The organism is Streptomyces sp. NPDC087300 (genome assembly GCF_044744425.1).
Classification (GTDB): Bacteria; Actinomycetota; Actinomycetes; order Streptomycetales; family Streptomycetaceae; genus Streptomyces.
Genome location: NZ_JBIUYI010000025.1, coordinates 22,959 through 37,118, shown reverse-complemented (window position 1 = coordinate 37,118; position 14,160 = coordinate 22,959). Strand labels below are relative to the sequence as shown.

The following is a 14,160-nucleotide window of genomic DNA, read 5'->3' as shown; positions in this document are numbered from 1 at the left end:
CCCGCGGAGCGGGTACCACATCGCTGCGCGATGTGCAAGCGAACACCCGCGCTGCGCGCGGGTGTTGCGCTTCCGCTCCGCGGAAGCGCTGGCCTGGGGCTGCGCCCCAGGCTCACCCGCCTTGCTGCGCAAGGCGGGTGACACTCCGTCCGCTGCGCTCCCGGAGTGCAGGCCTGCGCTGCGCTAACGGCCCGGCGGGTCCCGCTGCGCTCCCCCGCCTTGACGGCCCTTCCAGCTTCGCCTCCAGGGTCGCTGAGGCCCGATTGCGCGGGCCTGGCTGGCTACAGGGTCGTCAGGGTGCGGGGCGGTCTGCCGGCTGCCAGTCTTCGATGGGCTTGGACCTGAACATGCCCCGGTATACACGCCGTGTGAGTACTGCTGCGCCCTCGCCGTACTCCTCCAGCTCCTCGAACGCCTCAGCCGCCGAGTCGTACACGAACTTCTTGCCCTTCGCGTTCTTGATGATCCACTCGCGGTCGGCCGCAACGCCGATTCCACCCGTCTGCATGTCCCCGCCCCTTTTACTTGCTTCAAAGTAGCACTCGGATAGACTCTGGACTGAGATAGCTCCAGAGCTGGAACCCTCTATTGTCCTCGATCGCACTCGGATCGCTATCAGTATTGAAGTCAATCCGGCTCTGCGTGAAGCATCAACCTAGCGCATCAGAAGCCTCATTGGTCCGCCGGAAGCTCCCATCAGAAAGACAGATGCGCATGCCGAACGAGCGTGGCGATCGGCGCGAGGCCGCTCAGCGAGAAGCTATCGATGGGGTTCTCCGGGCCCTTGAATTGCCTGCGCGCTCACTTGTGCCCGAGCGAGGCCTGCGTACGCAGGTGATCATGGCGACCGGGTCCGGGAAGACCCGAGTCGCGGTGCGCAGTGCAGAGGAGCTCCACGCGGGTCGTGTGCTGGTGCTCGTGCCCTCGCTGGACCTGCTCGCCCAGACCGAGGCCGCCTGGCGTGAGGGGGGCCGTGAGGGCCCGATGATCGGGGTTTCCTCGCTGCGAGGCGAGGAGGCGTCCTTCCCCAACACCACGGACGTGGACGAGTTGGTGGCATGGACCCGAGGCCTGGACAAGGTCACCGTGTTCGCCACGTACGCCAGCCTCGGTCTGGGCACGCTGGAGCGGGCGCACGCTGCAGGTTTGGCGGCTTGGGACCTGATCGTCGTGGACGAAGCCCACCGGGTCTCGGGCCGGATCGGGAAGCCGTGGGCGGTCGTCCACGACAACCACAAGATCCCCTCTCTGCGCCGCCTCTACATGACGGCCACCCCCCGGTTATGGCAACTCGGGGACGAGGAACAGGCCGGCGCACCCGGCGAGCTGGTGGCGAGCATGGACGATGACCCCAGCGGGCCCTTCGGCGCCCGCTGCTACACCCTGACCCTCTCGGAGGCCATCGACCGCGGAATCTGTGCCCCCTATCAGGTCGTATGCGTCGACGTCACCGACACAGCGCTCCAAGCCGCGAAGCTCTTGGGCGCCGAAGGTCACTCGGCAGAGGTGCGTGGGGCGCGGCTCGCAGCGCTGCAGACGGCGTTGGTGAAGGCGTCCGCTGAGGAAGGCTTCCGCCGAACGTTGGTCTTCCACCACATGGTGAAGGAAGCCGAAGCCTTCGCGGTCGGTCTCCCCGACATCGCCGGGCAGCTGCACGACGCCGATCCGGGGCTGTACCCCAAGGCGATCTGGGCCAACTGGTTGTGCGGTGAGCATAAGCCGCTCCACCGGCGCCGTCTGCTGGGTGAGTTCGCCGACGGGATCGCAAGCGACGGCACGGTCGTGGAGAAGAGTTACCTGAGCTCGGTGAAGGTCCTGGGGGAAGGCGTGGACACATTCCGGTGTGACTCCGTGTACTTCGCGGATGTGCGCGGCTCGATGCCGGACCTGGTCCAGGCGGTGGGCCGGGCACTACGGATGCAGCCGGGCGAGGGCAAGGTGGCAAGCCTCGTGGTGCCAGTCCTGCTCGGGCCCGGGGAGACGTCGGACAACATGCTCACATCCCGGGCGTTCGGCGGGCTGGCCAAGCTGCTGGAGGCACTGCGGGCACACGACGCCCGCGTAGTGGAGCAACTCGCCGAACAGCAGGCCCCCAGCGCCTACAAGCCCATCAGCAAGGACGATAGCGAGAAGAGCGCGGACGGGAGCGGCGAGGGCTCCGGAGACGTCAGCGCCCCCGCCAAGGCCCTGCTGAAGTTCTCCACGCCCCGCGACCCGGCCGCCCTCGCCGCGTTCATCAACCTGCGCGTCCTCAACCCCGAGCACGAGCACTGGCGGCGCGGCGTCGAAGCCGCCGTCATCTACGCCCGCGAACACGGCGACCTGAAGGTGGCGTTCACGTACCGCGTCCCGACCGGGGATGAGGCTGACGCTGACACCGACGGCGAGGGGTGGCCTGCCTCGCTCGCCGAGTTCCCGCTCGGGCAGTGGACCGCCGACAACCGGCGCTTCTACGCCCGCGGCGACATGGACGAGGACCGCATCGAACAGCTGGAGAAGCTGGGCATGATCTGGTCGCACTTCGACGTCGCGTGGGAGGAGGGCCTGTCCGCCGCGCGTGGATGGGCTACCGAACACGGGCACCTCCTGGCGCCGCTGGACGCCACCTACCAGGGCGCGAAGGTGGGCATCTTCCTGAAGAACGCGCGTGCCGCCGCCCGCAAGGCGCAGAAGATCGAGCAGCGGCGTTCGGAGGGGCTGCCGGTCCAGTCGTCGGCCGGCGCCCTGTCGGAGATGCGGCGCGAACAGCTGGAGGAGATCGACGCATCCTGGTGCCCGAGTTGGCCGGTGACGTGGCAGCGCTGCTTCCACCTCGTCCGGGTACACCTGGACGCCGGTGAGACGCTGCCCACCGAGGCGGGCGAAGTCCTGCGCCAGGGAGAAGATCTCGGGCGGTGGGTGATGTCCGTGCGACTCGGCTGGGACAACCTGACGACCGTGCAGCAGTGGATGTGTGAGCAGGTCCTCGGGATCACACCCGCCAGCGAGGAGGAGAAGCCGCCGCGGCGCCGTACTCAGGCCGACAAGTGGGCGCTGAACTACGAGGCCGCCAAGCAGTTCTACGAGCGCGAGGGGCACCTGCGAGTGCCGCGCAAGCACGTCGAACGGATCGTCGGCGAGGGCCAGGAGGAGCGGGAGCTCCGGCTCGGGGCGTGGATCAGCAACCAGCGCAGCCGGGCCGCGACACTGTCCCCGGAGCGGGTGGAGCAGATGTCCGCGATCGGGATGCGGTGGTCCTGATGGTGGGTGTCATCGTCGTCGCGGTCGCTGCGCTCGCGGCCGGCTATCTGCCCGGACGGGCGCGGCCCATGGTGGATTGCCGCTGCCCGTGCCAGTCCTCGCAAGCGCCTCCTGCGTGTGGTGCACGCGGGCCCCGCCGGGTCCGTCCGGCGGTCACAGGTTGGCGCCGCCCGTGACGTCGATCTTGGCGCCGGTGATCCAGCGCGCGTCGTCCGATGCGAGGAAGGCGACCGCGTCGGCGATGTCCGGGACCTCGCCGACCCGGCCGAGGGCGGTCAGGCCGATGGTGTGCTCCAGGTGCGCCGGGTCGGCCAGCGCCGAGGCGGTCATGTCGGTGTGGGTGTAGCCGACCGCGACGGAGTTGACGGTGATGCCGCGTGGTCCGAGGTGCTTGGCCAGCGTGTGGCTGAACACCTCGAGCGCGCCCTTGGTGAGCGGATACCCGATGCCGTGGGCCGATGCGGCGCGGGTGGAGACGGAGGAGATGTTGATGATCCGGCCGCCGTCGCGCAGCCGTGGCAAGAGCCGCTGGGTGAGGAAGAACGGCGCCTTCACGTTGACCGCGACCATCTGGTCGAACTCCTCGGGGGTGAGGAGTTCGATGGGCCGGCCCATGGTGTTGAGCCCCGCGTTGTGGACCAGGATGTCGATCGCCGGCTCGCCGTACGCGCGCAGGGCGGCGTGAAGGCCGTCTTCGAGCGTGTCCACGTCCCCGGGGATGCCCAGTTCGGCGCCGACGACGAAGGCGCGGCCGCCGGTCTCTGCGATGGCCGCGGCGGTCTCCTTGGCGGCGTTCTCGTTCGTGCCGTAGTGCACGGCGACCAGGGCGCCGTCGCGGGCCAGGCGTTCGGCGATGCCTCGGCCGATGCCCCGGCTGGCGCCGGTGACCAGGGCGACCTTGCCGCTGAGGTTTCCCATGCGCACTCCTTGGTCGTGCCGTACGAACCTCTCCCCCACGCCTGGTTAGGCTAGCCTAACTGTCGTGTGCCTCTCGGGGCCGGTCGCATGACGGCCCGTCAAAGACCGTCTCCCCCGCGGAGTTCGGGCCCCGGACAACACGGAAGAGGGCTCCCGGGCCGTTCGGGTTCCGGGAGCCCTCACTCATGTGCAATCGCCAGGGCGGCCTTGGCGAGCGGAGCTGCTACTTCGCGCCGACGGGCGAGCGGTGCTTCTGCGCCAGGGCGGGCTTGGGCAGGGTGCAGCCGGGGCGGTTCAGGTCGATCTTGTTACCGGCGCCGACGCAGGCAACGATGATGTAGGTCTGCTGGGCGTAGCCGATGCTGGGCCGGACGGTGACCTTGCCGTTCTCGTCGACCTCGCACGGGTTGTTGTCCGTGCAGCGCTGGCCGCTCTCATTGATGGTGTTGTTGACGGCGACGACCTTGCCGGTGGCGTCGTCGATCACCGGCGATCCCGAGGTGCCGCCGATGACCTGGCAGGGCTGGGTGTAGCGCAGCGAGTCCTTCCAGGTCCACTGGCCTTCCTTCAGGCGGTACGCGAAGCCGTCCGTGTTGCACCGGTACATCCGCTTCCAGTAGCCGGAGGCGACCGTGATGGCCCGGCCCGTCTGCGGGTGCGCGGCGTCCAGGTCGAGGGCCTTGATGCCGTAGCGGCTCTCGATGTCGCTGTAGGTGCTGGTCAGTTCGTATACCGAGACGTCGGTGTCGGTCATCGTGCCGTACGCGATCTTGCTGGCGCGAACGGTGCCGAGGCTGCCGCCGCTGGCGTTCAGGAGCGTGAAGCTACGGCTCGAGGCCCGGTTGACGATGACCTGCCCGGCGCTGGGGAAGCCTGTCTCCAGGCAGTGGCCGTTGGAGAGCACGAGCGCCTTGTCCGTGGGCTGCGAGCTGGGCACGCGTACTACGGAGCCCGAGCAGTTGCTCAGCGCCACGGTGCCCGCGAAGGTCACAGCCTTCGCCTTCGCCTTCGCCTGGGTCGCCGCGGCGGGTTGCGCCGCGGCCGTGCCTTTGCCGGACACCGGCGCCTCGTTGCTCACGGCGGACGCGGGTATCGCCGTCGCGCCGAGGAGCAGCGCGGTGAAGACGGCACCAACGAGAGGCTTGCTCATGTGGGGTTCCCCTCTGATGACTGTGTGACCGAAGGTCCTTCGGTTTTGTCATGCGCATTTTTGGGGCAACCCGCCGTCAGGAGCAAGACCGCGTGCTCTCACGTACGCGTGTGGCACGGCTTCTTGGGCGTACGGCCGGCCGCTGGACGCGTCCCGCGCGAGCCGCCAGCGCCCGCCTCCCCGCCACGGCGACCCCCTGCGCGATCTCCAGCCCCGATGCCGCCCCCGACAGCACGGCCTCGCGAGACTGCGTCTCGCGCGAGGCGCCTCATCCGGCGGGCCCGATGGCCATCCGCCCTTCGTCGGTCGACCGGGTCCCGCAGCCAGCACACACGCACGACGGCGGACCTCCCCCCTCGGCTCTGTGCCGTGCGGGGATACGGCGCAGCTCCTCCTGGTCGCCCCGCTGGCGAGCTTGTGTACTCGGCCTGCTTACGGGCGTCGTGGGCTACACGGCGCGGATTGCCGATCGCCTCCAGGAGACTCTGGTTGCGCGCGGCCGGCCGAAGCGCCGGAAAACCGCTCCGGCCGGACCGTGCTCTTGGAGGTGCTTCCTACCGGTGACCACGATGGGCAACTTGCCGTCGTACATGCGGACACCGTTCTCGTACGCGGTGTCCTTTCAGTACTGTCCGGTCAGCTCGGCCAGCTACGCGATAACGGTGTGGAGGTTGCGCGGACCGGCCCGATTGAAGACAAGCAGCAGCGACAGGTCGCCGTGGCGCCCATCGGGCACCCACCATCGGGTGCGCCACAACAGCCACGCCATACCGGCAACGCCCTTCCGCTGGCCAAACCGCATAGGGAGGCTGGGCATGTGTATGCGGTCACATGCCCAGCCTCCCAGCGAAAACCAGCACAGACCCCCGCGGCTGCCGCACCGGGGGGGACCCGCACTAGCGCGTGCCGTCGGCGTCCGAAGGCGAAAATGTGCATGCGGGCGACGGCCTGGGCGACGTGGTGGACGCCGTCGCCGTACCGCAGGCAGCCGCGGAGGCAATGGTGCCCAGCCCGGCGGGCCGTCGACGGCAGCCTGCGCGGCGGCAAGGACGATCCGGGCTTACCCACAAGGCTTTGGGCTTGCTCACGTCCGTCCGTGGAGCGCCTGGCTCGGCAGCGAAGGCAACCACCGCCGTTCGCCGACGAGGCTGGGTGCCAGACGAAGCAGCGGCCTGTCGCCGCGTAGAAGACCACGCGGCCACCTATGGCGTGGTGTTCGCGCTGGGACGGTACGAAGCCTTGCAGATCCGCCCGGGCGGATCTGCGAGTGAGCCTCTGAGGGTGCGATGCTCCCGGTAGACAGCACACTCCTCTTCCCTGGCTGAGCTCAGGAACGGCTCCACGCCAGGTGGCCGTCCGGGCGGATCAGCGCCGTCCGGAGCGTGCTCCAGCCGGCGCGCTCTTCCGTCGCGGCCAGCTCCGCCGTGACCCGGACGGCGTCGTCCGGCACGTCATGACCCGTGGTGCCACCCGCGAGGTCCAGGAGGACGTGCCGTCCGCGCCGGAGCAGTTCGAACAGGCGGCTTCCGTCGGCGAATCGCAGGTCCGGGGCGCGCCGTCCGGTGCCGTAGTCCACATCGAGGCCGGACAGCCGCTCGGCCAGGTGACGGGACAGCTCCGGGACCGTGGCGATCAGGCCGGACAGTACGCCGCGCAGGGCCTGGCCGTCCGCCGAGTACGCCATCGTCAGCGCGGTCTGCGCCTGGGTGTGTGCGAGCAGGTCAGCCCCGATCGGGCGGCGCTCCGTCTCGTAGGTGTCCAGCAGGTCCTCGCCCGCCCGGCCGGTGGCGACGGCCGCCAGCTTCCACCCCAGGTTCATGGCGTCCTGCACGCCCACGTTGAGTCCCACGCCGCCGGCCGGGAAGTGCATGTGTGCAGCATCGCCGGCCAGCAGGATCCGGCCGCGGCGGTAGGCGGATGCCTGCCGGGCCGCGTTGCCGAAGCGGGACAGCCACAGCGGATCGCGCATCCCGAAGTCGGATCCGGTGATGTCCATGACTCTCGCCCGCAGTTCCGCCAGGGTCAGCTCGCCCGGCCGGCCCTCCTGGAGGCTGTCGGGGTCGCTGCCGACGATGCGGTGGACGCCCCCCGGCATCGGCACCATCATGAGGCCGCCTTGAGGGCTGGTGACGCTGGCGAAGCCGCCGTCGGGCGGTGAGTCCAGGACCACGTCGCCGAGCCAGCCCCACGCCGTCGCGTCCGTACCCGGGAAACCGATACCGGCAGCCTGGCGCACGGTGCTGCCGGCGCCGTCGCAGCCCACCACGAACCGCGCGCGCACGATCTCGCCGTCATCCAGGACCACACCCTGATCATGCAGCGCGGCCACTCGACGGCCGCGCCGGATGATCGCGCCCAACTCCCGCGCCCGGTCCTCGAACAGTTCCTCGGTGCGTATCTGGGGCAGCGCCAGGGTGAAGGGGAACGGCGTATCGAGGACCTTGAAGTCCATGCGGTCCTCCAGGCCCGCGAAGTGGCCGTTGGGAATCGCGACGCCCTCGGCCACGAACGCCGTGGCGACCCCGCGGCTGTCCAGCACCTCGATGGTGCGGGGGTGAAGGGTCAGGGCCTTGGAATGCGGGTCCGGAGCAAGGCGGGGTTCGATCACCGTGACCGACGCCCCGCCCAGCCGCAGTTCCGCGGCCAGCCACAGCCCGACCGGGCCCGCGCCCACCACCACAACGTCATCCACGACAACCTCCTCTTGGTCAGTGACCAATGACTGATGCCGTCAGATATACTTGGTCAGTGAACAAGAGTCAACGTGAGGTCGTGGCCACCGCCCTGGAAATCCTCGACGAAGGCGGCCTGGAGGCCGTCTCGCTCAGGGCCATCGCGGAGCGGCGGGGCGTGCGGATGAACACCGTCGTCTGGCACGTGAAATCCAAGGGCCGCCTCCTGGAACTGATGGCGGACGCCATCGTGGCCGAGGCCGGTCTCAACGACCTGCCCGCCCGGTGGGACCACCGCGCCGCCGAGCTCCTCGCGCGATACCGCCGCGCACTGCTCGCCCACCACGACGGCGCGGCCGTCGTCGGCGGCACCTACGCACCCGAACCCGCCACGCTCGCCATCGCGGAGACCCTGATGGCCGCCCTCCTGGAGGGCGGCTACCACGACCAGGAAGCAGTCTGGACGTGCTGGAACACCCTGTACTTCACGCTCGGCCTGTGCCGCGAAGAACAGGCGATCTCCAGCGCCGAACCCGACCGCCTCACCGAGGCCGTCACCTCCGGCGCGTTCCCGGCCCTCCACCGCACCCTGCCCCACCTGCTGCAGCCGTCCTTCGACGACAGGTTCACCTACGGCCTGCAGCGCCTCCTCAACCTCCCCGCCACAGCCCCTCGTTGACCCGTTCGGCCCGCCGAGAGGCCCCCAAGGCGTCCGGACTGGGAGCGGGAGCACCGCTCCCGAGACCCTCGCCGGCGCGGTGACGGCCGCGAACCGTACACCCGCGGCAACACCGAGAACACCGGGACCGCCAGGCGAGCCGTCCATGGGCTCCCCCGCGCCGGGCATCAGCACCGGCACCTCTCCGGACGCGACGCCTGCGAACCCAAACCCCGCCCACGGAAACGACTGCGCCCTGACCACTGCCCACCCAGCTGAACATGTCCGGGCGCACCGCCCTTCCGGCGCCCTGCGGGTGCCGGCCCGTGGCACTGTCACCCACACCGGGTAATCAGGCCGCCCTGCCGCGCCGGTTTCACAGCGCACACCGCGCCGGCACCTACCTTGGTCCTCCCGCGAAGACCAAGCAGGAGAGCGCGTGAAGATCGATTGTGTCGGTGCAGGACCCGCCTCGCTGTACCTGGCCGTCCTGGCCAAACTCCAGGACCCCGCCCACGAGGTCACCGTCCACGAACGGCATGCGGCCGGCACCAACTACGGCTGGGGCGTCACCTACTGGCCCGACCTGCTGGACGACCTGCACCGCCACGACACGGAATCCGCCCAGGCCATCGAGGAGCACTCCGTGTCCTGGCAGGGCGGATTCGCCCACGTCGGCCAGCGCACCACCGCACACGACGGCGACCCGGGACACGCCATCAGCCGCCACCAGCTGCGCACCGTCCTGGCCCAGCGGGCCCGCTCCCTGGACGTACGCCTCAGCTACGGCCGGGAGATCGCCAGCAGCACGGACCTGCCGGACGCGGACCTCGTCGTCGCCGGGGACGGCGCGCACAGCAGGCTCCGAACCGAGCACGCCACACACTTCGGCACGCACGTCAGTTCCGGCGCCAACCGGTTCATCTGGCTCGGAACCAGCCGCGTCCTGACCGCGTTCACCTTCGCCTTCGCCCAGACCGAGCACGGCTGGATCTGGTGTTACGCCTACGGGTTCAGCCCCCGGCGCAGCACCTGCGTCGTGGAATGCTCCGCCACCACCTGGGCGGCGCTGGGATTCGACCGCCTGGACCACGACGCCACCCTGCGGCTGCTGGAGACACTCTTCGCCGACCTGCTCGACGGTCACGAACTCCTGGGGCGCACCGACATCGACAGCCACGCCCAATGGCAGGCGTTCCCCACCGTCACCAACACCACCTGGTCGTACGGCAACCTCACGCTGATCGGAGACGCCGCGCACACCACCCACTACTCCATCGGCGCCGGCACCACCCTCGCGCTGCGCGACGCGATGAGCCTGGCCGGTGCACTGCGCTCCGCCACCGCCCCCGCACAACTGCCCGCCGCGCTCACCGCCTACGAACGGGACCGCAAACAGGCCCTGCTGCCGGTACAGAGCGCCGCACGGCACAGCGCCCAATGGTACGAAAACCTCCCCCGCTACATGAGTCTCGAGCCCCACCAGATGTTCGCCCTCCTGGGCCAGCGCCACTCACCCCTGCTGCCCCACCTCCCACCACAGCTCTACTACCACCTCGACCAGGCCGTCAGCCGCCTCCAGACCCTGCGCCGGCTCAAACAGCGCCTGGGACCACGCCTGGCCCGCACACTGCAGCGCCGGCAGCAAGCGGGCAGGGAGGCGTAGCCGGTACCCCCATCCCCCACAGGGTGGTGAGGGAAACCGCCCCTCCCGGCAGACACCGGCAGACACCGGCGGACACCGGCGGACACCGGCGCCGCTCGGCCCGTGAGCAGGCGAGGCTGTTGGAGCGGAGCGGGCAACAGAGCTCCGACAGACACCGTGCGGGCCCCAGGCCAGGAGCAGCCGAGCAGACGTCACGGCCGCGGTGGGATCGGCCACAGCGGCAGGTGGGACAGTGGCGGCGAGCGTAAGCGGGGGTGTGACGGGCCGCGGGGTGCTGGTCCTTCCGGGCCGGGGCCGCGTGGATGTGTAGATGTGCGCCGCCGTGTGCCTCAACTCCCCTCCCCGCGCGGCGGGGCCTCCCTCTGCGCGTGCAGTGCGCCCCCGCACAGAGGTTCGCACCGACACGAGCCCGGTGATAACGCTGGAGTCACGGAACCGGTGAACGAGGTGACGAAAGGATTCACCATGGCATCCCAGACCACTCTGGAGGCGGGCCGACTGTCCGCCATCGTGAAGATCCTCGACCGCGCCGGCGGCCATCTGAGCGCCGCAGTACACGACCCCACCCTGGCCCCCGCCTGCCGCGACGACACGGGAGCCCCCGCCCTCCAGGCCCTCCTGGACCTTTCACGCAGTGCCTCGCACGACCTGGCGTGTGCCGTCCGGCATGCGGGCACCGGTGATCTGACGCTGGCCCAGGCCCACTTGGAGGCGGCACGGTCGGCCCCGGACAAACACGTCGTACCGGTGACCGGCATGCCGGTCCCACTTCCGGCCGGCGTGCGCACCGCGCTCCAACTCCTGCGCGGGATCACCGGGTTCTTCAGCACGGAGACCGAGGACGCGCTCATCCGTGCCCTGGGCATTCCCTCGGCATCGGCCATGTGACACGGCCCCCGCGCAGACATGCGCGACAAGAACGAGAAGAAGTGGAAGCGGGACCCGCCACCACCACGCCGGCCATCGGGCGGTGCTCCTCCCGACGGCCGGCGCATCGGCCCCGGCCGCGGCTTCGCCGCGTTGCCGACCGTGCCGCGGGACCCGTACGGCACGGAGCGCGCCCGCCCCTCCCTGCCTGACAGGACCTCAAGGAAGCCAGCAGCGGGCGCCGATGGAATCCTCCGGCCAGCGGGCACGTTCCCCAGCCTTGAAGATGAACGGCTCGCCACCGCCGCCTACGCAGTGCCGCCAGGACTGCGGGACTGTACGAAGCGGTGCCGGCGGCCATCGCCCGACTGGAGTTCCGATCAGGGCCGGGCTACCAGGACGAGGGGGGCTTCGTCCCTCCCGGGCCGAGACGGTGGCGGCACACCCCGCTCCTCACCCGCGCCACACGTAGGCTGGCCCCCGAATCAGTGGCCACATGACTCGGCGCGCTTCTGCGATCCGAGGGCCACGAGACCCAGTGACGACGGCCGGGCGAACGACGGAAGAAGGAGGCGGCACTGTATGGGTACCGATGTCCTGCGGTGGAGCGAATACCCCAGCGTGCCGTGGAAGAACGGCGGCGGCGTGACCCGGGAGGTCGCCTCGGGAGTCGTACGGGCGACCGCGTCTTCAGCTCAGCCCGTGGACGGTTTCGACTGGCGGGTCAGTGTCGCGGACGTGGACACACACGGACCCTTCTCCCCCTTCCCCGGAATCGACCGCGTCATCACCCTGGTCGAAGGCGAAGGCATGGTCCTCACCGTGGACGGCCGCCCTCAACCGGTCACCCCACTGGACCCCTTCGCCTTCTCCGGCGACGCCACCACAAACTGCCGACTCAAGGCAGGCGCGGTCCGCGACATGAACGTGATGACCCGTCGTGGACGGGCAACAGCACAGGTCCGGATCCTCTCCCTCACCACCGCACGGACGGACACCACGGTGTACGCCACGCACGAGCCCCTCCTCGTCATGGCAGTCACCAAAGGCGTCACCATCGCCACCCCTGACGGACGCCAGACCACGCTCGGCCCTCTCGACTGCATACGTCACGAAGGACCGGAGCCACTGATCCTGAGCGGCGACGGCGCAGTGGCCGAAATCAGGATCACCCCGACGCACTGACAACACGAACATCGACACAGCACCGGGCCGATACACGGCTCAAACACAACCACACGACAGCGGCGTCCTCCCTCGACGGCCGAGTCACCATCCGCCCCGCCCCCGCGCCCGACCCCGGCTCCGCAATGTCACCAAACACAGTGCACAGAAAAGCAATTCGCCTCCTGCCGCCCCTGCGATCAGCCTGCGGACCTGTGGAATCGGCCGCCGCCACAGGAACCAGATATGACACACCGTCACCCCGCATCCCAGCAAGCAACTTGAGACGGACCACCACTCCGGAAGGTGAAGTTCCCCCATGCCGCCACCCCGGTGCCCGCCCACTGGACACGATGGAAACATGGACCCCAAGCATGAGAAACGCGCGAAACCCGACGACCTAGGGCCGGTGGTCGTCCGCATCCCCCAGGAACCGGTGGAAGCCGCGATGGAGGCCGACGCGGTCGATGCCATACACACCCAGGACGTCGTCGTACGCGGCCCACTGTTCGGCGTCGCCGCCCAGGACGCAGCCGACGGGCCACGGTGGCGGGTGGTGGCCTCGGTCAGGGCCAGCTTCGCGCAGGAAGCCCGCGACAGCCTCAACTCACTGCTCTGGTTCCGGGCGAAGGACGACACCGAGGACCGGGCCCAGCGACGCACCCTGCTGGCGGCGGTCACCCGCCTGGAGAACGAACGCGTCGACGAACTCACCGTCCTCGGCACCCGCTACCGCATCGTACGAGCCGAGGAATACGCCGGAACAGGCCCCGAAGGCATCGAACAGCCCCGCCCCACCGACCCCGAACCCGTCATCCCCGACTGGACCCGCACCAGCCGCGGGCGCGCCCTCGACGCCGACCTGATCCTGGACCCGGCCGCACCCCTGACCCCCGCCCAGGCCATGGAACGCCTGATCCTGCGCACCATGGCCTACTCCGGCTCCCAGTACCCCGCCGACGTCCTGCACGACTCCCACCGGGCAACCATCACCCACCCCGACGTCCTGCTCCTGCCCACCACGTTCCTCGCCGTGGAACGCACCAGCACCGGCTGGAAGCGCGCCAGCGACCTGCACGCCAGCGCACACGACGCCCGCAAAACCCTCGACAACCGCCTCACCCACTGGCAACCACGCCTCCGCGGCCTCATCCCCCTGCACGCCCCACCCGACACCGACGCACACTCCCTGGTCGCCGCGGGCACCGCCACCCCGGGATCAGAACTGGCCGCCTACGCCGCAGCCTCCCACCGACTGCGCGCAGGCCGCATCAACCAGATCAAAGTCCACAACACCCTCTACCGCATCGCCCGCGCACGCCGCCTCCTACGCTGGGGCCCCGACGGACCCGAAGGCCCCCGCCCCTCGGACACCGACGACCACGACCCCGAACCCATCCACCCCACCATGGACGAACACGGCACCATCCACTACGCAGACGACGGCGATGATGACGAGGCCGACAGCGACGACGACTGACCCAGTACACCCCACAACAGCACAGGCAGCCTGCCAAGTCGGCGCACCAACGCCGTCAGACTCGCAAGCGACTGTTGCCCGAGTCGCCCAGGCCAGGACTCCGGCTCATCCTCACTGGGATCCAGCAGCGCCCCGACGAACTCCGAGAACACCTCAGGGTCGATCTGGCAGTCGTCAGCCCGCATGGCGCCGATTCCCGACGGCAGGCCCAACTCGGCCTCATAGATACCGACATGGCTCATGAACAGCCGCGAAGCCCCCGTTCGACGGATTCCACAGAATCCGCTCCCCCACCTCGTAATACTGACTCACATCAGCACCTGCACCTCTCCGCTGGTCGTACCG

At 69.7% G+C, this 14,160-nt stretch carries 11 protein-coding genes; 6 read left to right on the top strand and 5 right to left on the bottom strand.

What is annotated here, in order from left to right; translation table 11 throughout:
• Nucleotides 1-292: 292 nt before the first annotated feature.
• Complete coding sequence (locus ACIO9J_RS43670) at nt 293-508, bottom strand: hypothetical protein (RefSeq protein WP_402011598.1); 216 nt, start codon at nt 506-508, stop codon at nt 293-295.
• 200 nt (nt 509-708) lie between these two features.
• Here ACIO9J_RS43670 and ACIO9J_RS43665 point away from each other — a divergent pair, with 200 nt between their 5' ends.
• On the top strand, nt 709-3,240 hold the full coding sequence (locus ACIO9J_RS43665) for a Helicase associated domain protein (RefSeq protein ID WP_402011595.1): 2,532 nt from the start codon (nt 709-711) through the stop codon (nt 3,238-3,240).
• A 153-nt stretch (nt 3,241-3,393) separates the two neighbouring features.
• On the opposite strand, the gene ACIO9J_RS43660 is transcribed toward ACIO9J_RS43665, so the two are convergent.
• From ACIO9J_RS43660 to ACIO9J_RS43650, 3 genes are all read right to left on the bottom strand, one after another.
• Nucleotides 3,394-4,158: an SDR family NAD(P)-dependent oxidoreductase gene (locus ACIO9J_RS43660; RefSeq protein ID WP_402011592.1), complete on the bottom strand. Its 765-nt coding sequence runs from the start codon at nt 4,156-4,158 to the stop codon at nt 3,394-3,396.
• Nucleotides 4,159-4,381: 223 nt separating this feature from the next.
• Nucleotides 4,382-5,308 carry a serine protease gene (locus ACIO9J_RS43655; protein ID WP_402011590.1) on the bottom strand — a complete coding sequence of 309 codons (927 nt, stop codon included), beginning with the start codon at nt 5,306-5,308 and terminating at the stop codon, nt 4,382-4,384.
• 1,327 nt (nt 5,309-6,635) lie between these two features.
• Nucleotides 6,636-8,000 carry an FAD-dependent monooxygenase gene (locus ACIO9J_RS43650; RefSeq protein WP_402011587.1) on the bottom strand — a complete coding sequence of 455 codons (1,365 nt, stop codon included), beginning with the start codon at nt 7,998-8,000 and terminating at the stop codon, nt 6,636-6,638.
• A gap of 56 nt (nt 8,001-8,056) precedes the next feature.
• Between ACIO9J_RS43650 and ACIO9J_RS43645 the strand changes: the two genes are divergently transcribed.
• From ACIO9J_RS43645 to ACIO9J_RS43625, 5 genes are all read left to right on the top strand, one after another.
• Nucleotides 8,057-8,659, top strand: a complete 603-nt coding sequence (locus tag ACIO9J_RS43645) for a TetR/AcrR family transcriptional regulator C-terminal domain-containing protein (RefSeq protein WP_402011585.1) — start codon at nt 8,057-8,059, stop codon at nt 8,657-8,659.
• A gap of 418 nt (nt 8,660-9,077) precedes the next feature.
• A complete protein-coding gene (locus ACIO9J_RS43640) occupies nt 9,078-10,304 on the top strand; it encodes an FAD-dependent monooxygenase (RefSeq protein WP_402011582.1) in 1,227 nt (408 codons plus the stop codon).
• 465 nt (nt 10,305-10,769) lie between these two features.
• Nucleotides 10,770-11,192, top strand: coding sequence for a hypothetical protein (locus ACIO9J_RS43635; RefSeq protein ID WP_402011579.1), 423 nt, complete (start codon nt 10,770-10,772; stop codon nt 11,190-11,192).
• 561 nt (nt 11,193-11,753) lie between these two features.
• The gene (locus tag ACIO9J_RS43630; protein WP_402011576.1) at nt 11,754-12,356 is read left to right on the top strand and encodes a HutD family protein; all 603 of its coding nucleotides are present in this window, start codon (nt 11,754-11,756) and stop codon (nt 12,354-12,356) included.
• Nucleotides 12,357-12,696: 340 nt separating this feature from the next.
• Nucleotides 12,697-13,815: a DUF5954 family protein gene (locus tag ACIO9J_RS43625; RefSeq protein ID WP_402011574.1), complete on the top strand. Its 1,119-nt coding sequence runs from the start codon at nt 12,697-12,699 to the stop codon at nt 13,813-13,815.
• On the opposite strand, the gene ACIO9J_RS43620 is transcribed toward ACIO9J_RS43625, so the two are convergent.
• Nucleotides 13,767-14,057, bottom strand: coding sequence for a DUF6086 family protein (locus tag ACIO9J_RS43620; protein WP_402011571.1), 291 nt, complete (start codon nt 14,055-14,057; stop codon nt 13,767-13,769). The genes ACIO9J_RS43625 and ACIO9J_RS43620 overlap by 49 nt on opposite strands.
• Between the last annotated feature and the right edge of the window lie 103 nt (nt 14,058-14,160).